This window comes from Pseudomonas sp. CAM1A (assembly GCF_047501685.1).
Classification (GTDB): domain Bacteria; phylum Pseudomonadota; class Gammaproteobacteria; order Pseudomonadales; family Pseudomonadaceae; genus Aquipseudomonas.
Genome location: NZ_JBFNXP010000018.1, coordinates 1 through 20402, shown reverse-complemented (window position 1 = coordinate 20402; position 20402 = coordinate 1). Strand labels below are relative to the sequence as shown.

Sequence of the window (20402 nt, the reverse complement as noted above, 5' to 3'; positions counted from 1 at the left end):
ATTGCCGGGTCCATTGCCATGAAGGTTCAAGGGCTGCCCTTGAATCCGACGCCCGCCAGGCGCATTTGGGTATAGACTACTGGCTAAATTTACAGTTGCCGCGCCATCCACGAGGTCCGTCATGTCCGAATTCCAGCTCGTCACCCGATTCCAGCCGGCTGGCGATCAGCCCGAGGCCATCCGCCAGATGGTCGAGGGCATCGATGCCGGCCTTTCGCACCAGACCCTGCTCGGGGTGACCGGCTCGGGCAAGACCTTCAGCATCGCCAACGTCATCCAGCAGGTGCAGCGCCCGACCATGGTGCTGGCGCCGAACAAGACCCTGGCCGCCCAGCTGTACGGCGAGTTCAAGGCATTCTTCCCGAACAACGCCGTCGAGTATTTCGTCTCCTATTACGACTACTACCAGCCGGAAGCCTATGTGCCGTCGTCGGATACCTTCATCGAGAAGGACGCCTCGATCAACGACCATATCGAGCAGATGCGCCTGTCGGCGACCAAGGCGCTGCTGGAACGGCGCGACGCGATCATCGTCACCACCGTGTCGTGCATCTACGGCCTGGGCAGCCCCGAGACGTACCTGAAGATGGTCCTGCACGTCGACCGTGGCGACAAGCTCGACCAGCGCGCCCTGTTGCGCCGCCTGGCCGACCTGCAGTACACCCGCAACGAGATGGACTTTGCCCGCGCCACCTTCCGCGTGCGCGGCGATGTGATCGACATCTTCCCGGCCGAATCGGACCTCGAGGCCATCCGCATCGAGCTGTTCGACGACGAAGTGGAGAACATCGCCGCCTTCGACCCGCTCACCGGCGAGGTGATCCGCAAGCTGCCGCGCTTCACCTTCTACCCCAAGAGCCACTACGTGACCCCGCGGGAAACCCTGGTCGAGGCAGTGGACGGCATCAAGGAAGAGCTCAAGCAGCGCCTCGAGTACCTGAACGCGAGCAACAAGCTGGTCGAGGCGCAGCGCCTGGAGCAGCGCACCCGTTTCGACCTGGAGATGATCCTCGAACTGGGCTACTGCAATGGCATCGAGAACTACTCGCGCTACCTCTCCGGCCGCCCGGCCGGCGCGCCGCCACCCACGCTTTACGACTACCTGCCGGATGATGCGCTGCTGGTGATCGACGAATCCCACGTCAGCGTTCCCCAGGTCGGCGCCATGTACAAGGGCGACCGTTCGCGCAAGGAAACCCTGGTGGAGTACGGCTTCCGCCTGCCGTCGGCACTGGACAACCGGCCCATGCGTTTCGATGAGTGGGAGGCGGTCAGCCCGCAGACCATCTTTGTTTCGGCTACCCCCGGCCCCTACGAGGCCGAGCACGCCGGGCGGGTGGTGGAGCAGGTGGTGCGGCCGACCGGCCTGGTCGACCCGCAGGTCGAGGTGCGTCCGGCGCTGACCCAGGTCGACGACCTGCTGTCGGAGATCGGCAAGCGCGTCGCCCTGGGCGAGCGGGTGCTGGCCACCACACTGACCAAGCGCATGGCCGAGGACCTCACCGACTACCTGGCCGACCACGATGTGCGGGTGCGCTACCTGCACTCGGACATCGACACCGTCGAGCGCGTGGAGATCATTCGCGACTTACGCCTGGGCACCTTCGACGTGCTGGTGGGGATCAACCTGCTGCGTGAAGGCCTGGACATGCCCGAGGTGTCGCTGGTGGCGATCCTCGACGCCGACAAGGAAGGCTTCCTGCGTTCGGAGCGTTCGCTGATCCAGACCATCGGCCGCGCCGCGCGTAACCTCAACGGCAGGGCGATTCTGTACGCCGACAACATCACCGGCTCCATGCAGCGCGCCATCGACGAGACCGAGCGGCGCCGCGAGAAACAGGTCGCCTTCAACCAGGCCAATGGCATCGTGCCCAAGGGCGTGGTCAAGGACATCACCGACATCCTCGAAGGCGCTACCGTGCCTGGAGCCCGCAGCAAGAAGCGCAAGGGCATGGCCAAGGCGGCGGAGGAGGCCGGGCGCTACGAGGTCGAGTTGCAGACCCCGGCGCAGATCAGCAAGCGCATCAAGCAACTGGAAGAGAAGATGTTCCAGTTCGCCCGCGATCTGGAGTTCGAGGCGGCGGCGCAGTTGCGCGACGAGATTGGCAAACTGCGCGAGCGGCTGATCGTCAGCTGATCGCCGTCTGTTAGTGTTTTTTGGCGTGGGAGCGGGCTTGCCAATGGGTCAATGGGCTTCCCCGGCTTTCAATCCCTGCGGCAGCTTGCGCGTCAACAGCACCGCCAGCATGCTTACCACCAGGCCGATGCCGACAAAGTGGAAGGCATCGTTGTAGGCCATGATCAGCGCCTGCTGGTGGGTGATCTCCGAGAGCTTGCCCAGTGCCGCATTATCACTGCCCAGGCGTTCGGCCAGTTGCGCCAGGCGTTCGGCGACCTGCGGATTGTTCGGCACCACCGCCTCGCGCAAGTAGTCGAAGTACACCTTGGTCCGCGCATCCAGCAGTGTCGCCAGCAGGGCGATGCCGATGGCGCCCCCCAGGTTGCGCAGGATGTTGAACAGGCTCGAGGCCGACCCCGCGTCCTGTGGCTGGATGTAAGCCGTGGCGATCAGCGAGATGGTCACCATGATCATCGGCTGACCGAGGGCACGGATCACCTGGATCTGGTTGAACTGCGGGCCGGCAAAGTCCGGGTTGAGCACGCCGGAGCCGAAACTGGCCGCGCCGAACAGGCAGAAGCCCAGGGCGCACAGCACCTTGGGTGGGATCACCTTCATCAGTTGCGGTACCAGCGGGATCAGGAACAGCTGCGGTACGCCCATCCACATGATCACCTTGCCGATCTGCAGGGCGTTGTAGCCCTGGACCTGCGCCAGATAGAGCGGCAGCAGGTAGATCGAGCCATACAGGCCGACGCCCATGCCCAGGCTGGCGATGCTCGACAGGCCGAAGTTGCGGTTGCCGAGGATGCGCAGGTTGATCAACGGGTGCGGCCGGGAGAACTGCAGGATCACGAACAGGATCAGGGCGAGCAGGGCGGCGGTACCCAGGCTGACGATCAGGCTCGACTCCAGCCAGTCCTTGCGATGGCCTTCCTCGAGAAAAACCTGCAGGCAACCCAGACCCAGGCCGAGGGTGACGATGCCGGCGTAGTCGGTGCTTTTGAGCAGTTCCCAGTGCGCTTCCTTCTTCTCCAGTCCGTAGAGCAGCCCGGCGATCATCAGCAGCCCCGGCGGGATGTTGATGTAGAAGATGTATTCCCAGCCCCAGTTCTCGGTCAGCCAGCCGCCCAGGGCCGGGCCGATGGAAGGAGCGAAGGTGGCGGTCATGGCGAACATGGCCATGCCTTTGGCGCGGTGATGCTCGGGTAGCTTGATGAGGGTCAGGGTAAAGGCCAGCGGGATCAGCGCGCCGCCGGTGAACCCCTGCAGGGCGCGGAACACGATCATGCTCTCGAGGTTCCAGGCCATCGAGCACAGCAACGAGGACACCAGGAAACCCAGTGACACCCACACCGCCAGGCGCCGAGCCGAGAGCAGCTGCACCAGCCAAGCGGTCAGCGGGATCATGATGATCTCGGCCACCAGGTACGAAGTGGAGATCCACGAACCCTCTTCCAGGGTCGCCGACAGCGCGCCCTGGATGTCCTTGAGCGAGGAATTGGTGATCTGGATGTCCAGCACCGCCATGAAGGCGCCGAGCATCACGCTCATTACCGCGATCCAGTCGCGGCGGGTCGGCTCGGCAGTGGGGCGCAGCAGCGCGTCACCGGCCATGCTGGTCGTCGTCTTCGCCACGCAGGTCGACGGTGACGGTCACCGACATGCCCGGGCGGATGCGACCGTGCAGCGGGTTGTCCGCGGCGAAGGTCAGCTTGACCGGGAGGCGCTGCACGACCTTGGTGAAGTTGCCGGTGGCGTTGTCCGGCGGCAGCAGGCTGAATTGCGCGCCAGAGGCGGCGAACAGGCTGTCGACCCGGCCTTCGACCGGGGTGTCGGGGTAGCTGTCGAACACCAGCTCGGCGCGTTGGCCGGGGTGCATCCTGCCGATCTGGGTTTCCTTGAAGTTGGCCTGTACCCAGATGTCCTCGTCGGGGACGATCGACAGCAGGTAGGCGCCGGCCTGCACCACCTGGCCGTTGCGGGCGTTGCGCTGGCCGATGGTGCCGCTGATCGGCGCGTGGATCTCGCAGCGGGTCAGGTTCAGTTCAGCCTGGGCCAGGTCTGCGTGGGCATTGGCGATCTGCGCGTCGAGGCGCTTGAGTTCGGCGGCCAGGGCATCGACCTGCTGGCGCTGGCCCTTGAGGTCGGCCTGGGCCTTGTCCACCTGGGAGCGGGCGACATGGCTTTCGGCCGACAGGGTTGTAACGCGTTCTTCGGAGACGAACCCAGGTTTACGCAGGGCCTGGGCGCGGTTGAGGTCCAGTTGCGAGCGGTCGAGGGTGGCCTGGTTGGCGGCAACCTGGGCCTGGCCCGCCGCGATCAGGCTGCCTTGCTGGGTCAGGCGGCTGCGCGCCTGGGCGAGTTCGGCCTCCCGGCTGGCCAGGGCGGCGCGGGCACGCTCGACGGCCAGCTCGAAGTCGGCGGCCTCCAAGCGCACCAGCACGTCGCCTTTGCTCACGTGCTGGTTGTCCTCGACGCGCACCTCTTCGATGCGCGCACCCAGCTGGCTGGAAATACGCGTGATCTCGCCCTGCACATAGGCGTTGTCGGTGCTCTCGTAGAAGCGCCCCTTGAAGTACCAGTGGGCCAGGAAGGCGAGGCCGACCAGCAGCACCAAGGTAATGAAGATCAGCAAGCGACGTTTGAGTGGGCTAGGCATGGGGGCATTCGTTGCGAAAGTGTAAGCAAATTTAACAGCGACCGGTGGTAAGGTCACAAGTGACGATAGCGCCATTGCTGGAGCCCGATGCCCGCTCCCTGCTAACATCGCGCCTTTGTTTCTCTTCGTTCGAGACTCTCAATGACCACCGTTCGCACGCGTATTGCGCCATCGCCCACCGGCGACCCCCATGTCGGCACCGCCTACATCGCCCTGTTCAACTACTGCTTCGCCAAGCAGCACGGCGGTGAGTTCATCCTGCGTATCGAAGACACCGACCAGTTGCGCTCCACCCGTGAGTCGGAACAGCAGATCTTCGACGCACTGCGTTGGCTCGGCATCGAATGGAACGAAGGCCCGGACGTCGGCGGCCCGCACGGCCCTTACCGGCAAAGCGAGCGTGGCGAGATCTACGCCAAATATGCCAAGGAACTGGTCGACGCCGGCCATGCCTTCTACTGTTTCTGCACCGCCGAAGAGCTGGAGCAGATGCGCGCCGAGCAGATGGCCCGCGGCGAAACCCCGCGCTATGACGGGCGTGCCCTGCTGCTGAGCGACGAAGAAGTGCAGCGCCGCCTCGCCGCTGGCGAGCCCCACGTGATCCGCATGAAAGTGCCGAGCGAAGGCATCTGCGTGGTCCCGGACATGCTGCGTGGCGACGTCGAGATCCCATGGGATCGCATGGACATGCAGGTGCTGATGAAGAACGACGGCCTGCCGACGTACTTCCTGGCCAACGTGGTCGACGACCACCTGATGGGCATCACCCATGTGCTGCGCGGCGAAGAGTGGCTGCCATCGGCGCCCAAGTTGATCAAGCTGTACGAGTACTTCGGCTGGGAACAGCCCAAGCTGTGCTACATGCCGCTGCTGCGCAACCCGGACAAGAGCAAGCTGTCCAAGCGCAAGAACCCGACCTCGGTGACCTTCTACGAGCGCATGGGCTTCATGCCCGAAGCCATGCTCAACTACTTGGGCCGCATGGGCTGGTCGATGCCGGACGAGCGCGAGAAGTTCTCGCTGGACGAGATGGTCGAGCACTTCGACCTTTCGCGTATCTCCCTGGGCGGGCCGATTTTCGACATCGAGAAGCTCTCCTGGCTGAATGGCCAGTGGCTGCGCGAGCTGCCGGTGGAAGAGTTCGCCGCACGCGTGCAGAAGTGGGCGTTCAACAGCGACTACATGATGAAGATCGCCCCGCACGTCCAGGGTCGGGTCGAAACCTTCAGCCAGGTCGCCCCGCTGGGTGGTTTTTTCTTCGAAGGCGCGCTGAAGCTCGACGCTAAACTGTTTGAGAGCAAGAAACTGTCGGCCGACCAGGTGCGCCAGGTGATGCAGCTGATCCTGTGGAAGCTTGAAAGCCTGCGCCAGTGGGAAAAGGACCGTATCACCGGCTGCATCCAGGCCGTGGTCGAGTCGCTGGAACTCAAGTTGCGCGACGCCATGCCGCTGATGTTCGCCGCCATCACCGGCCAGGCCAGCTCGGTGTCGGTGCTCGACGCCATGGAAATCCTTGGCCCCGACCTGACCCGCTACCGTCTGCGCCAGGCCATCGACCTGCTCGGCGGCGTGTCGAAGAAGGAAAACAAGGAGTGGGAAAAGCTGCTGGCGAACATCGCCTGATCCAGACTTTTCCTGCCACGTGGGAGTGGGTTTGCCCCGCGATTGCGATGTCGGATTCATGACCGCCATCGCGGGACAAGCCCGCTGCCACGGGCTGCACTCCTCGCAGAGGGGTGGGGCAGGGCGGTAAGTGATTGTTATCTGTGAAAAAAATTTTGAATATTTTCGAAAATTCGTTTGACAGCCCTGCAATCCGATCTTAATATGCGCCCCGTCCACAGCGATGAACGAAAACGAAACGCCAGGCACCCAGCCAGCGCTTCGGTTCAGAGCGACATTGTGGGGCTATAGCTCAGCTGGGAGAGCGCCTGCATGGCATGCAGGAGGTCAGCGGTTCGATCCCGCTTAGCTCCACCAAATTCCGCTTGATGGCCAAGGCCGTCAGGCAAGACCGGTTCCAGCGAGCGGGTCTTGAAGGTAAGAAGGTTCGTCCCCTTCGTCTAGTGGCCTAGGACACCGCCCTTTCACGGCGGTAACAGGGGTTCGAGTCCCCTAGGGGACGCCAGTTTTGCACAAGCGATATTGAATGATGTCGCTGGGCCGCGAGGCTAAAAATCCGGGGCTATAGCTCAGCTGGGAGAGCGCCTGCATGGCATGCAGGAGGTCAGCGGTTCGATCCCGCTTAGCTCCACCAATTTTTGCCGCGATTCGCGAAAGCGGGTCGGCACGAAGGTTACGTCCCCTTCGTCTAGTGGCCTAGGACACCGCCCTTTCACGGCGGTAACAGGGGTTCGAGTCCCCTAGGGGACGCCACTTTTACCCGCGTTTTGCGGGAGTTGAAAGGCTCATCATCCAGATCGATGAGTCTTTTGTTTTACTCGGGGCTATAGCTCAGCTGGGAGAGCGCCTGCATGGCATGCAGGAGGTCAGCGGTTCGATCCCGCTTAGCTCCACCAATTTGCCACGATTCGCGTAAGCGGGTCGGCACGAAGGTTAAAGTCCCCTTCGTCTAGTGGCCTAGGACACCGCCCTTTCACGGCGGTAACAGGGGTTCGAGTCCCCTAGGGGACGCCAATTTTTTACCTGCGTTTTGCAGGACTTATAAGGCTCATTCGATTATTGAATGGGCCTTTTGTTTTTTCTGTCTTCCCAAAAATCCAGCTGTGCCGATCAGTGGCCGCAGATTCCGCTTGCCAGAAAATATTATGAGCATAATATGATGGCCATAATGTTTGAGGTGAGCCATGAACGACAAGAAGAGCAAGACCCGCGAACGCATCCTCGATGCAGCCCGCAGTGCGCTGGTCCAGCAGGGGCCGGCCGAGCCGAGCGTCAGCCAGGTCATGGGCGCCGCAGGCCTGACGGTCGGCGGTTTCTATGCCCATTTCGAGAGCAAGGACGAGCTCATGCTCGAAGCCTTCAGCCAGTTGCTCGCCGAACGCCGTGCGTTGCTCGCCCAGCTCGATCCTGCCCTTGACGGTACCGAGCGCCGGGCCCTGGTCGCGGCCTTCTACCTGTCGCGCAAGCATCGCGATGCCGAGGTACAGGCCTGCCCGATTCCCAATGCGCTGAGCGAGATGCAGCGCCTGCCGGACGCCTTCCGTGACGTGCTGGCCGAACACATCGAGCTGATGACCGCGCAAATGGTCGACCGCCCCGAGGATATCGACAAGGCGCTCGCCGATTTCGCCCTGATGGTCGGCGGCCTGGCCGTGGCCCGCGCCCTGGGCGATGGCGAGCTGTCCGACCGGATACTGCGTGCCGCCAAGTCGGCGGTGATCTGAGCAACCTGACCCTGGAGCAAGGCGATGACTACCCTGAGCTGGATTCGTGGCGTCAATGGCACCCTCGGCCACCTGGTCCCTGAACATGTTGCCGGCAAGATGCGCCGCGCCTTCATGACCCCGCGCAACCTGCCACCCAAACCCTGGGAGCTGCCGCTGCTGGCCAGGGCCGAACGCATCACCTTGCGTTTCGGGCTGTCGGCGTTGCGCTGGGGGCAGGGCCCGACGGTATTGCTGATGCATGGCTGGGAAGGCCGCCCCACCCAGTTCGCGGCACTGATCGAGCGGCTGGTGGACAGCGGCCATACCGTGGTGTCGCTGGAAGGGCCGGCCCATGGGCGCTCGCCCGGCGAGCAGGCGCATGTGGTGGCGTTCGCCCGCGCCTTGCTGGAGGCCGCGGCCGAGCTGCCGCCGTTGCGGGCGGTGATTGGCCACTCGATGGGCGGCGCCAGCCTGTTGCTGGCCCTGCAGTGGGGGCTGCGCACCGATGCGGCGGTGAGCATTGCTGCCCCGGCCCGCTTGCTTGGCGTGCTACGGGGCTTTGCCCGGCGGCTGGGCTTGCCGGCCCGGGCCCGGGCGGCTTTCATCCGCCAGGTGGAGCGCGATGTCGGCGTCCAGGTGGCGCGCTTGGATGTCAGTGGCTACCAACTGGATGTGCCGGGCCTGGTGGTGCATGCCGAGGACGATCCCGTAGTGCCCGCCAGTGAGGCGCCGCTGATTCACCAGGCCTGGTTCGACAGCCGCCTGCTGCTGCTGGAGGAGGGCGGTCATCAGCGGGTGCTGGCCGATCCGCGCCTGGGCCAGGCGGTGATCGAGCTGCTCGCGCGCTCCACCGAGCGGGCGCGGCAAAGCGCCTGAGCATCCGGTACACTCTGCCCGTTCACTGAAAACCAGGAGCAGGCATGAGCTGGGATCTGGCGGCACCATTCATCATCGACCTACGCGTCGGCAGCGAGGATATCGACGGCCTCGGCCACGCCAACAACGCCGTCTATGTCACCTGGCTGGAGCGCTGCGCCTGGCGCCACTCCCAACGCCTGGGGCTGGACCTGGCCGAGTATCGTCGGCTGGACCGGGCCATGGCGGTGGTCCGCCATGAGATCGACTACCTCGCCGCCGCCTATGAGGACGACGAGCTGCAACTGGCCACCTGGATCATCGACTGGGACCAGCGCCTGCGCATGACCCGGCGCTTCCAGCTCAAGCGCCCGAGCGACGGCGTGACCTTGCTGCGGGCACAGACCACCTTTGCCTGCATCGAGCTGTCCAGTGGCAAGCCCAGGCGCATGCCGGCGGAATTCATCGACGGCTACGGCCCGGCGCTGACCGGCAGCTGACGGCTGGCGGAAGTTTGCTAGACTGCCGCCTTTTTCATGGCGAGACCCTGAAATGCAAATTGCCCTGGCCCCCATGGAGGGGCTGGTCGACAACATCCTGCGCGACGTCCTGACCCGTGTGGGCGGTATCGATTGGTGCGTCACCGAGTTCATCCGCGTCTGCGACCGCCTGCTGCCGGCCTCTTCGTTCGACAAGCTGGCGCCGGAGCTGCGCCAGGGCGCCCGTACCGCCGCTGGTGTGCCGATGCGCGTGCAACTGCTCGGCTCCGATCCGGTATGCCTGGCCGAGAACGCGGCGCTGGCCTGCGAGCTGGGCGCGCCGGTGATCGACCTGAACTTCGGCTGCCCGGCCAAGACCGTCAACAAGTCCCGGGGCGGGGCGGTGCTGCTCAAGGAGCCGGAGCTGCTGCATGCCATCGTTCGCGAGGTGCGTCGCGCGGTGCCGGCGCATATCCCGGTGACCGCGAAGATGCGCCTGGGCTACGACAGCCCCGACGGCGCGCTGGACTGCGCCAGGGCGCTGGCCGAAGGCGGCTCGGCGCACCTGGTGGTGCATGCGCGAACCAAGGTCGAGGGCTACAAGCCGCCGGCCCACTGGGAGTGGGTGGCGCGGGTGCAGGATGTGGTCAAGGTGCCGGTGTTCGCCAATGGCGAGATCTGGACCGTCGACGACTGGCGGCGTTGCCGTGAGGTCAGCGGCGCGCAAGACATCATGCTGGGGCGCGGGCTGGTGTCGCGCCCGGACCTGGCCCTGCAGATCGCCGCGGCCCGCGATGGCGTCGAGTACCAGCCGATGAGCTGGGAAGAGCTGCTGCCGCTGCTGCGCGAGTTCTGGCGCCAGGCTCAGGACAAGCTGTCGCCGCGCTACGCCCCGGGGCGGATGAAGCAGTGGCTGGCGATGCTGACCCGCGGTTATCCCGAGGCGGTGGCCTTGTTCGCCGAGTTGCGTCGGGAGGATGACTGCCAGCGCATCAGCGGGTTGCTGGGGATGGAGGTACGGGCCGTCGAGGCTTGTGTCGCCTGAACTGGCGCTATCGCGGGGCAAGCCCGCTCCCACGATGCCATACCCAGTCGAAAAATTTTCATGCCAGCCCTTGAAAGCTTTTCGCCCGGACATATCTCTTGAGTACGCGATGCCGAAGTCGGGTCGCGTAGTGACTTAACTTGCTGAATCTCAGGAGTTCATGACCATGACTACCGCTTTCTCTCTCGCACCACTTTTCCGCAACTCCGTCGGTTTCGACCGCTTCAACGACCTGTTCGAAGCCGCCGCCCGTAACGAGGCGGGTAGCAGCTACCCACCCTACAACGTGGAAAAGCATGGCGATGACCACTACCGCATCGTGGTCGCCGCCGCCGGCTTCCAGGAGCAGGACCTCGACCTGCAGGTCGAAAAAGGCGTCCTGACCGTGACCGGCGGCAAGCGCGACGGCAGCAGCGAAGGCGTCACCTTCCTGCACCAGGGCATCGCCCAGCGCGCTTTCAAGCTGTCGTTCCGCCTCGCCGACCACATCGAGGTCAAGGGCGCGGGCCTGGCCAACGGCCTGCTCAGCATCGAACTGCTGCGCATCGTGCCGGAAGAAGCCAAGGCCAAGCGTATCCCGATCAACGGCGACAAGCCGGCGCTGAACTGATTTCAGCGCAGTGAAGAAAGGGCACCTTCGGGTGCCCTTTTTGCGTTCTGCGGCGTATCCAGCCCTCAGTAATCCGCCGGTGCCTCCAGCAGGATCTGGCGAAACTCCGGCAGCGGCAGCGGTCGGCTGTGCAGATAGCCCTGGTACAGATGGCAGCCCTGGCGCTCGAGGAACTCCAGCTGCTCGGTCAGCTCCACGCCCTCGGCGATCACCGCGAGCTCCAGGCTGCGGGCCATGGCGACGATCGCGCGGACGATTTCGGCGTCGTTGGGGTCGACCGGCGCGTCGCGCACGAAGGTCTGGTCGATCTTCAGCGCATCCACCGGCAGGCGCTTGAGGTAGGTGAGCGATGAATAACCCGTGCCGAAGTCGTCCATGGCGAAGCTCACACCGTGGTGCTTGAGTTCGCGCATCTTGCTGATGGTGTCCTCCAGGTTCTGGATGACGATGCCTTCGGTGATCTCCAGCGTGAGCATGCGCCGGGGCAGGCGGTAGTCGTCGAGGCTGCGCAGCACCCGATCGACGAAGTCGTTCTGGCGGAACTGCCGTGGGCTGATGTTGACGCACAGGCTGAAGTCGTCAGCGTCGATCAGGCCGTCGGCGAGCATGCGCGCGCAGGCGTCGCAGGCTTCGTCGAGAATCCAGCTGCCAACCTCGAGAATCAGGCCGCTTTCTTCGAGAACCTGGATGAACTGCGCCGGCGGCTGCTGGCCCAGTTGCGGGTGGTGCCAGCGCAGCAGCACTTCGGCACCGACGATACGGTTGTCGCGGGCATCGACCTGGGGCTGGAAGTGCAGGGCCAGTTCACCGCGGGCCAGGGCCAGGCGCAGGTCGCTCTCCATGCGCAGGCGCTCGCTGGCGGCCTTCTGCATGGTGGTGTGGAACAACTGCGTGGTGTTGCGCCCGGAGTCCTTGGCGCGGTACAGGGCGATGTCGGCCCGCTTGAGCAGGTCGGCGGGTGTGGCGCCATGGTCGGGGATCAGCGCCACGCCGATGCTCGGCGTGACCTGCAGGCGCTGGCCATCCAGCGACATCGGTTCGGCCAGCAGTTCGCGCAGGGTGTCGGCCAGTTCGCGAACCTTGTTTTCCACCTGCTCGCGGCTGCCTTCCAGGCCGCTGAGCAGCACCACGAATTCGTCGCCGCCCAGGCGCGCCACGGTGTCTTCTAGGCGCACGCTGGCCTCAAGGCGGGCGGTGATGATCTTCAGCACCGTGTCGCCCACCGGGTGACCGAGCGAGTCGTTGATGTGCTTGAAGTGGTCCAGGTCTAGGAACAGCAGGGCGCCGCGCAGGTTGTGGCGCTTGAGCAGGGCGATCTGCTGGCTCAGGCGGTCCATCAGCAGGGCGCGGTTGGGCAGGTTGGTCAGCGGGTCATGGTAGGCCAGGTGGCGGATCTGCGCCTGGGCGTTCTTCAGCAGGCTGACATCGCGCGCGTTGATCAGCAGGCAGTCGGTCTCGTTGAGGTTGATCGGCTCCACCGACACTTCCACGGTAAGGATATCGCCACGCTTGTTGCGCCCGAGCATCTCGCGGTGATGCACCCGACCGCGCTCGCGCAGCTCGTTGAGCAGGGCGGCGCGCTGTTTTTCATCGGCCCAGATGCCGATCTCGTAGACCGTGCGACCCACCACTTCCTCGGGGCTGTAGCCGGTCAGCCGGCTGAAACCGTCGTTGACCTCCACATAACGCCCGCTGTGGCGCTCGGTGATGGTGATGGCGTCGGGGCTGGAATGAAACGCCTTGGCGAATTTCTCCTCGCTGGCCTTGAGCGCCGCCTCGGCGCGCTGCTGCTGGGTGATGTCGCGCAGGGTGGTGACGCTGCACGGCTGGTTGTCGACGCTGATCAGGCGGCTGGAGATCACGCAGGTCAGCGGCGTGCCGTTGCGGTGATTGACCACCACCGCCACATTGCTCAGGGCCTGGTCGCGGATCACCCGTTCGATGCGCTGGGCACGTTCGGCCGATTCGGCCCACAGGCCGATTTCCTCGGCGGTGTGGCCGAGGATCTGCTCCGGGGCCCAGCCGAAGGTCTGGCTGAAGGCTGGGTTGATCTCGATGAACTGGCCGCTGTCCTGGCGGGTCACGCAGATCGGGTCGGGGCTGACCTGGAACAGGCTGGCGAACTTTTCCTCCGAGGCCGTCAGGCGCTGTTCGCGTTCCACCTGGTCGGTGATGTCGAGCAGGGTGCCGGCCATGCGCAGCGGGTTGCCCTGGTCGTCGCGGTACAGGCGGGCGCGGCTTTCGATATAGCGCGAGTTACCGTTGTCGAGCTGTACGCGGTAGGTGATCTGGTAATTGCCCGCCGGCCCTTCGCGCAGGCTGCGGTAGGCCTGGCGCATGACGCTGCGTTCGTGCTCGGGCACGCCTTCGAAAAAGGCCTCGAACGATTCGTGGAAGGGCACCGGGTCCAGCCCGTGCAGTTGTGCGGCGCGGGCCGAGCCATAAAGCATGCCGCTGGGGATGTGCCAGTCCCAGGTGCCCAGCTGGGCCGAGTCCAGGGCCAGGTCGAGACGCTCCTGGCTGTCCTTGAGCGCCTGTTCGGCGCGTTTGCGCTCGGTGGTGTCGACGAAGGTGCTGATCAGGTAGGTGATGCCTTCGAGCTCGATGCCCTGGGTGCAGAGAATGCCATCGTGAATCTTGCCGTTGGTGGCGCGGAACTGCACCTCGAGGGTCAACGGGCCGCTACCGGCGCGGGTGGCGTCCAGCACCTGGTGACGTTGCTCGGGGTTGACCCACAGGCCCAGTTCCACGCTGGTCTTGCCGACGACTTGAGCGCCTGGCCAGCCGAACATGTGTTCGAAGTGCTGGTTGACCTCGATGATCAGGCCGTCATGGCGGCGCGTCAGGAGAATGGCATTGGGGCTGAGGTGGAACAGGGTGGCGAAGCGCTTCTCCGAATTGATCAGCGCGGTTTCGCGCTCGCGTTGGCGGGTGATCTCGCGGATCACCCCGATCATCTGCGGGCGACCATGGGGGTCGTGGGTCAGGCTGCCGTTGATTTCCAGCCAGTGCACGCTGCCATCGGGCCAGCGGATGCGGTGGCGCATGGCCTGCTCGACCGGCTCGCCGTTGACCACGGCCTGGAACGCCTGGCGCGTGCGGGCGCGGTCCTCCTCGGGCAGCAGGTCGAGGTAGTCGACATCGTTGGGCAGCGGGCGTTGCGGGTCGAAACCGAACAGCGCCTGGGTGCCCCGCGACCAGCTCACCCGGCCACTGTCGATATCCCACAGCCAGGCGCCCAGGCGCGCGGCGTTGAGCGCGGCCAGCAACTGGGGAGCGTTCTGCCAGGCCTGTTCCGACTCCTGGGGGTCGGCTGCGGGAATGCGGGGCAGGCGCGGAAAGCGGTTTGCTGATTTGGGCATCGATACCAGACCTTTGGCGGAAAACGCGTCCTTGTGGAGAGAAATGCCGTGCCTGCGACCGGTCAGGCTGCCCCGGCGTGGCTGTCGAGCAGCGCCATGAAGGCCCTGGCCGCGTTCGATAGCGTGCGCTCCGTGTGCAATATGTAGCCTAGCTGGCGTGACAGCTGTATGCCGGGCAGGGCGATGGGCGCCACCTGCTCATCGAGCATAGTACGTGGCAGCACACTCCAGGCCAGGCCGATCGACACCATCATCTTGATGGTTTCCAGGTAGTTGGTGCTCATGGCGATGTTCGGCACCAGGCCCTGGCTTTCGAACAGGCGCTGGACGATGTGGTGGGTGAAGGTGTTGCCACCGGGGAATACGGCCGGGTGGCGCGCCACGTCGGCCAGGCTGACCACGCCGTTGCTGGCCAGCGGGTGCTCGGGCGAGGCGACGAAGTCCAGGGCGTCGTTCCACACCGGCACCGCCCGTACCAGGTGATGCGGCTCGGGTGCCAGGGTGATCACGGCGATTTCGGCGCGACCATGCAGGACTTCGTCGTAGGCCGCCTCCGAGTCGAGGAACTGGATATCCAGGGCAACGGCGGGGTACTGGCGGGTGAAGGCGCGCAGCAGCGGCGGCAGGCGGTGCAGGCCGATGTGATGGCTGGTGGCCAGGGTCAGGCGACCGCTCACCGCCCCGGTGAGGTTGGTCAGGGCGCGGCGGGTATCATCGAGTACGTTGAGGATCTGGTAGGCGCGGGGCAGCAGGGCGCGGCCGGCCTCGGTCAGGGTGACCTCGCGGCCCAGGCGGTCGAACAGACGCACGTCCAGTTGCTGCTCCAGGCCGGCGATACGCTTGCTGATGGCCGGCTGGGTCAGATGCAGGCGTTCGCCGGCCCCGGAAAAACTGCCGGTTTCGGCGATGGCGATGAAGGCGCTGAGATTCGCGAGGTCCATTCAGTTCGAATTCCTGATGGTTATGCAAAGCATGAAAATTATGAATTTGAGTTATTCAATCTATCGCCATAGCATCGTCCGTACAAGCCAAGGGGTCTTTGGCATAGAAAGACGCTGATGAGGAACAGTCTGATGGCTGGCAAAACGCTCTACGACAAACTCTGGGAAGCTCATGAGGTCAAGCGCCGCGATGACGGCTCGTCCTTGATCTACATCGACCGTCATATCATCCACGAAGTGACCTCGCCCCAGGCTTTCGAAGGCCTGCGCCTGGCCAGCCGCAAGCCATGGCGCATCGATGCCAACATTGCCACCCCTGACCACAACGTACCGACCACGCCGGAGCGCAAGGGTGGTATCGAGGCCATCGCCGACCAGGTGTCGCGCCTTCAGGTGCAGACCCTCGATGAGAACTGTGACGAATATGGCATCGTCGAATTCAAGATGAATGACGAGCGTCAGGGTATCGTCCATGTCATCAGCCCGGAACAGGGCGCGACCTTGCCGGGCATGACCGTGGTCTGCGGCGATTCGCACACCTCCACCCATGGCGCGTTCGGCGCCCTGGCCCATGGCATCGGCACCTCCGAGGTCGAGCACGTGCTCGCCACCCAGTGCCTGGTGGCCAAGAAAATGAAGAACATGCTGGTGCGCGTCGAGGGTCAATTGCCCGCCGGCGTCACCGCCAAGGACATCGTCCTCGCCGTGATCGGCAAGATTGGCACCGCTGGCGGTAACGGCCACGCCATGGAGTTCGCCGGCAGCGCCATCCGCGAGCTGTCGATGGAAGGCCGCATGACCATCTGCAACATGTCCATCGAGGCCGGTGCCCGCGTCGGCCTGGTGGCCACCGATGCGACCACCGTTGCTTATGTCGAAGGTCGTCCCTATGCGCCCAAGGGCGAGCAGTGGAAGCTTGCGGTAGAGGCCTGGAAGGACCTGGTGTCGGATGCTGACGCGGTGTTCGACACCGTGGTCGAGCTGGATGCCGTGCAGATCAAGCCGCAAGTCAGCTGGGGCACCTCGCCTGAGATGGTGTTGGCGGTGGACCAGCGTGTGCCGGACCCGGCTGCCGAAACCGACCTGATCAAGCGTGGTTCGATCGAGCGGGCGTTGAAGTACATGGGGTTGAGTGCCAACCAGGCCATCACCGACATCAAGCTCGACCGAGTGTTCATCGGTTCGTGCACCAACTCGCGTATCGAAGACCTGCGCGCCGCCGCGCAGATCGCCAAGGGGCGCAAGGTTGCCGCCAGCGTCAAGCAAGCCATCGTCGTGCCGGGCTCCGGCCTGGTCAAGGCGCAGGCCGAGCGCGAGGGGCTGGACAAGGTCTTCCTCGAAGCCGGTTTCGAATGGCGTGAGCCGGGCTGCTCGATGTGCCTGGCGATGAACCCGGACCGCCTGGAGAGCGGCGAGCACTGTGCGTCCACCTCCAACCGCAACTTCGAAGGCCGCCAGGGCGCCGGTGGTCGTACCCACCTGGTCAGCCCGGCCATGGCCGCCGCCGCCGCGGTGACCGGCCACTTCATCGATGTCCGCGAGTTGATCCAAGGGAGCGCAGCATGAAAGCCTTTACCCAGCACACCGGCCTTGTCGCGCCATTGGATCGTGCCAACGTCGACACCGACCAGATCATTCCCAAGCAGTTTCTGAAGTCGATCAAGCGCACCGGCTTCGGCCCCAACCTGTTCGACGAGTGGCGTTACCTGGACGTCGGCCAGCCTTACCAGGACAACAGCAAGCGCCCGTTGAACCAGGACTTCGTGCTCAACCATGCGCGTTACCAGGGGGCCAGCGTGCTGCTGGCGCGGGAGAACTTCGGTTGCGGCTCGAGCCGCGAACACGCCCCGTGGGCGCTCGACGAGTACGGTTTCCGCAGCGTGATCGCGCCGAGCTTCGCCGACATCTTCTTCAACAACAGTTTCAAGAATGGCCTGTTGCCGATCATTCTCGACGCTGCCGAGGTTGACGAGCTGTTCAAGCAGGTCGAGGCCAACCCGGGCTACCAGTTGACCATCGACCTTGACGCCCAGGCCGTGACCCGCCCGGACGGCAAGGTGCTGAAGTTCGAGATCGACGCGTTTCGCAAGCACTGCCTGCTCAACGGCCTGGACGATATCGGCCTGACCCTGCAGGACAGCGACGCGATCAAGGTGTTCGAGGGCAAGCACCGCGCCAGCCAGCCCTGGTTGTTCCGCGATTGATCGACGGCCTCAGTGGGAGCAGGCTTGCCCCGCGATGAGGCCCATTGGACACTGAGTTTATCGGCGCGCCGACAGGGCGCGCCGCTTGATTGGATAGAGGAACGCATGAGCAAGCAGATTCTGATTCTCCCAGGTGATGGCATCGGCCCGGAAATCATGGCCGAGGCGGTCAAGGTGCTGGAGCTGGCCAACGACAAGTTCCAGCTCGGCTTCAGCCTCACCCACGACGTGATCGGTGGCGCGGCCATCGACAAGCATGGCGTGCCGCTGGCCGACGAGACCCTGGAGCGTGCGCGCCAGGCTGACGCCGTGCTGCTGGGCGCCGTGGGCGGCCCGAAGTGGGACAAGATCGAGCGTGACATCCGCCCGGAGCGCGGCCTGCTGAAGATCCGCTCGCAACTGGGCCTGTTCGCCAACCTGCGCCCGGCCATCCTCTATCCGCAACTGGCCGATGCCTCTTCGCTCAAGCCCGAGATCGTTTCCGGCCTGGACATCCTCATCGTCCGCGAGCTGACCGGCGGCATCTACTTCGGCGCGCCACGCGGCCAGCGCGAGCTGGAAGGCGGCGAGCGCCAGGCCTATGACACCCTGCCGTACAGCGAGAGCGAAGTGCGCCGCATCGCACGCGTCGGCTTCGACATGGCCCGCGTGCGCGGCAAGAAACTGTGCTCGGTGGACAAGGCCAACGTCCTGGCTTCCAGCCAGCTGTGGCGCGAAGTGGTCGAGGAAGTGGCCAAGGACTACCCGGACGTCGAGCTGAGCCACATGTACGTCGACAACGCCGCCATGCAGCTGGTGCGCGCGCCCAAGCAGTTCGATGTGGTGGTGACCGACAACATGTTCGGCGACATCCTGTCGGATGAGGCTTCCATGCTCACCGGTTCCATCGGCATGCTGCCGTCGGCATCGCTGGATGCCGACAACAAGGGCATGTACGAGCCGTGCCACGGTTCGGCGCCGGACATCGCCGGGCAAGGCATCGCCAACCCGCTGGCGACCATTCTCTCGGTGTCGATGATGCTGCGCTACAGCTTCAACCAGACGGCCGCCGCCGAGGCGATCGAGCAGGCGGTGAGCCTGGTGCTGGACCAGGGCCTGCGTACTGGCGACATCTTCTCCGAGGGCTGCCGCAAGGTCGGTACGCAGGAAATGGGCGATGCAGTAGTCGCAGCGCTGCGGAATCTGTAATCTCTCTGGCCCGCCACCCAAAACTCCCGGTGGCGGCCCACTTTTAGCAAAGGTGTAGTTGCGATGAAACGTGTAGGTCTGATCGGTTGGCGTGGAATGGTCGGTTCCGTGCTCATGCAGCGGATGCTCGAAGAGCAGGACTTCGACCTGATCGAGCCGGTGTTCTTCACCACCTCCAATGTCGGTGGCCAAGGCCCGGCGGTGGGCAAGGACATTGCGCCGCTCAAGGATGCCTACAACATCGAAGAGCTCAAGACCCTCGACGTCATCCTGACCTGCCAGGGCGGCGACTACACCAATGAAGTATTCCCCAAGCTGCGTGAAGCCGGCTGGCAGGGCTACTGGATCGACGCGGCCTCGTCCCTGCGCATGCAGGACGACGCGGTGATCATCCTCGACCCGGTCAACCGCAAGGTCATCGACCAGCAACTGGATGCGGGCACCAAGAACTACATCGGCGGCAACTGCACCGTCAGCCTGATGCTGATGGGCCTGGGCGGCCTGTTCGAGGCTGGCCTGGTCGAGTGGATGAGCGCCATGACCTACCAGGCGGCCTCGGGTGCCGGCGCGCAGAACATGCGTGAGCTGATCAAGCAGATGGGCGGTATCCATGCGGCGGTCGCCGACGACCTGGCCAACCCGGCCAGCGCCATCCTCGACATCGACCGCAAGGTGGCCGAGGCCATGCGTGGCGAGGGCTTCCCGACCGACAACTTCGGCGTGCCGCTGGCCGGCAGCCTGATCCCGTGGATCGACAAGGAACTGCCGAACGGGCAGAGCCGTGAAGAGTGGAAGGCCCAGGCCGAGACCAACAAGATCCTCGGGCGCTTCAAGAACCCGATTCCGGTCGATGGTATCTGCGTGCGGATTGGTGCCATGCGTTGCCACAGCCAGGCGCTGACCATCAAGCTGAACAAGGATGTGCCTTTGGCGGATATCGAAGGCATGATCAGCCAGCACAATCCCTGGGTGAAGCTGGTGCCTAACCAGCGTGAGATCAGCATGCAGGAGCTGAGCCCTACCCAGGTGACCGGGACCCTGAACGTGCCGGTCGGGCGTTTGCGCAAGTTGAACATGGGGTCGCAGTATCTTGGGGCCTTTACGGTTGGTGATCAGTTGCTGTGGGGGGCTGCGGAGCCGCTGCGGCGCATGCTGCGGATTCTGCTGGAGCGGTGATCGGTCTGGTTTGAGTTGGGCTGTTGAAGAACCCGTGTCGCGAGAGTGATGCGGGTTTTTTTATTGGTGCTAGATTGGTTGTTGGTTGTTGGTTGTTGGTTGTTGGTTGTTGGTTGTTGGTTGTTGGTTGTTGGTTGTTGGTTGTTTTGATTTTTTTATGCGCATTCATTTGCGATGTCGACGCTTATTCACCTTTCCGCCCTTACGGCGGCTTACTTTGGTCGTAACTCGCCGTCCGCGGCCAAAGTAAGCAAAGCCGTGGCGCTCCATTCATCCGGCCCTGCGCTTCGCTCCGGGTCCCCTCACTCCGGCCTTGCTCCCGGGAGGACCGCGCTGAACGCCCCATCCTGGGGCGCAGCGCTTGACGGGCATCCATGCCCGTCACCTCCCTCCGCAAGACCTGCGTTCGGCCTCCTGAAGTCGCGAAGTTAC

General features: G+C 64.3%; 15 protein-coding genes and 6 tRNA genes. 17 read left to right on the top strand and 4 right to left on the bottom strand.

Annotated elements, in window-relative coordinates:
• The first annotated feature begins 121 nt into the window (after window positions 1-121).
• Window positions 122-2137, top strand: coding sequence for an excinuclease ABC subunit UvrB (uvrB, locus tag ABZO33_RS25470; RefSeq protein ID WP_414538306.1), 2016 nt, complete (start codon window positions 122-124; stop codon window positions 2135-2137).
• A gap of 48 nt (window positions 2138-2185) precedes the next feature.
• Here the strand turns inward: uvrB and ABZO33_RS25465 are convergent, their stop codons facing one another.
• The gene (locus ABZO33_RS25465; RefSeq protein ID WP_414538305.1) at window positions 2186-3736 is read right to left on the bottom strand and encodes an MDR family MFS transporter; all 1551 of its coding nucleotides are present in this window, start codon (window positions 3734-3736) and stop codon (window positions 2186-2188) included.
• The gene (locus tag ABZO33_RS25460) at window positions 3726-4781 is read right to left on the bottom strand and encodes an HlyD family secretion protein (RefSeq protein WP_414538304.1); all 1056 of its coding nucleotides are present in this window, start codon (window positions 4779-4781) and stop codon (window positions 3726-3728) included. Before ABZO33_RS25460 ends, ABZO33_RS25465 begins: the two co-directional genes overlap by 11 nt.
• 141 nt (window positions 4782-4922) lie before the next feature.
• Here ABZO33_RS25460 and gltX point away from each other — a divergent pair, with 141 nt between their 5' ends.
• From gltX to ABZO33_RS25400, 12 genes are all read left to right on the top strand, one after another.
• Window positions 4923-6404, top strand: coding sequence for a glutamate--tRNA ligase (gltX, locus tag ABZO33_RS25455; RefSeq protein ID WP_414538303.1), 1482 nt, complete (start codon window positions 4923-4925; stop codon window positions 6402-6404).
• A 281-nt stretch (window positions 6405-6685) separates the two neighbouring features.
• Window positions 6686-6761: transfer RNA gene (locus tag ABZO33_RS25450), tRNA-Ala, on the top strand.
• 72 nt (window positions 6762-6833) lie between these two features.
• Window positions 6834-6909, top strand: a tRNA-Glu gene (locus ABZO33_RS25445).
• Window positions 6910-6962: 53 nt separating this feature from the next.
• Window positions 6963-7038: transfer RNA gene (locus ABZO33_RS25440), tRNA-Ala, on the top strand.
• A 43-nt stretch (window positions 7039-7081) separates the two neighbouring features.
• A tRNA-Glu gene (locus ABZO33_RS25435) sits at window positions 7082-7157 on the top strand.
• Between the two features lie 67 nt (window positions 7158-7224).
• Window positions 7225-7300 (top strand) — tRNA-Ala (locus ABZO33_RS25430).
• Between the two features lie 42 nt (window positions 7301-7342).
• Window positions 7343-7418, top strand: a tRNA-Glu gene (locus tag ABZO33_RS25425).
• A 170-nt stretch (window positions 7419-7588) separates the two neighbouring features.
• Complete coding sequence (locus tag ABZO33_RS25420; protein ID WP_414538302.1) at window positions 7589-8128, top strand: TetR/AcrR family transcriptional regulator; 540 nt, start codon at window positions 7589-7591, stop codon at window positions 8126-8128.
• Window positions 8129-8152: 24 nt separating this feature from the next.
• The gene (locus ABZO33_RS25415; RefSeq protein ID WP_414538301.1) at window positions 8153-8986 is read left to right on the top strand and encodes an alpha/beta fold hydrolase; all 834 of its coding nucleotides are present in this window, start codon (window positions 8153-8155) and stop codon (window positions 8984-8986) included.
• Window positions 8987-9030: 44 nt separating this feature from the next.
• Window positions 9031-9465: an acyl-CoA thioesterase gene (locus tag ABZO33_RS25410; RefSeq protein WP_023632910.1), complete on the top strand. Its 435-nt coding sequence runs from the start codon at window positions 9031-9033 to the stop codon at window positions 9463-9465.
• 52 nt (window positions 9466-9517) lie between these two features.
• Window positions 9518-10489 (top strand): tRNA dihydrouridine synthase, encoded by a 972-nt coding sequence (locus ABZO33_RS25405; protein ID WP_414538300.1) that lies wholly within the window; start codon window positions 9518-9520, stop codon window positions 10487-10489.
• 166 nt (window positions 10490-10655) lie between these two features.
• Entirely contained in the window at window positions 10656-11099 is a 444-nt protein-coding gene (locus ABZO33_RS25400; RefSeq protein ID WP_031315058.1) for an Hsp20 family protein, read from the top strand.
• A 65-nt stretch (window positions 11100-11164) separates the two neighbouring features.
• On the opposite strand, the gene ABZO33_RS25395 is transcribed toward ABZO33_RS25400, so the two are convergent.
• Both ABZO33_RS25395 and ABZO33_RS25390 read right to left on the bottom strand, forming a co-directional pair.
• Window positions 11165-14461 carry a PAS domain S-box protein gene (locus ABZO33_RS25395; RefSeq protein WP_414538299.1) on the bottom strand — a complete coding sequence of 1099 codons (3297 nt, stop codon included), beginning with the start codon at window positions 14459-14461 and terminating at the stop codon, window positions 11165-11167.
• Window positions 14462-14523: 62 nt separating this feature from the next.
• Entirely contained in the window at window positions 14524-15402 is an 879-nt protein-coding gene (locus ABZO33_RS25390; RefSeq protein WP_414538298.1) for a LysR family transcriptional regulator, read from the bottom strand.
• Window positions 15403-15534: 132 nt separating this feature from the next.
• On the opposite strand from ABZO33_RS25390, the gene leuC reads away from it, so the two are divergent.
• From leuC to asd, 4 genes are all read left to right on the top strand, one after another.
• Window positions 15535-16968 (top strand): 3-isopropylmalate dehydratase large subunit, encoded by a 1434-nt coding sequence (leuC, locus tag ABZO33_RS25385; protein WP_414538297.1) that lies wholly within the window; start codon window positions 15535-15537, stop codon window positions 16966-16968.
• Entirely contained in the window at window positions 16965-17606 is a 642-nt protein-coding gene (leuD, locus tag ABZO33_RS25380; protein WP_367858290.1) for a 3-isopropylmalate dehydratase small subunit, read from the top strand. The genes leuC and leuD overlap by 4 nt, the downstream gene beginning before the upstream one ends.
• Window positions 17607-17711: 105 nt before the next feature.
• On the top strand, window positions 17712-18794 hold the full coding sequence (gene leuB, locus ABZO33_RS25375; protein WP_414538296.1) for a 3-isopropylmalate dehydrogenase: 1083 nt from the start codon (window positions 17712-17714) through the stop codon (window positions 18792-18794).
• Window positions 18795-18857: 63 nt separating this feature from the next.
• Window positions 18858-19970, top strand: coding sequence for an aspartate-semialdehyde dehydrogenase (gene asd, locus ABZO33_RS25370; RefSeq protein WP_414538295.1), 1113 nt, complete (start codon window positions 18858-18860; stop codon window positions 19968-19970).
• Window positions 19971-20402 lie beyond the last annotated feature (432 nt).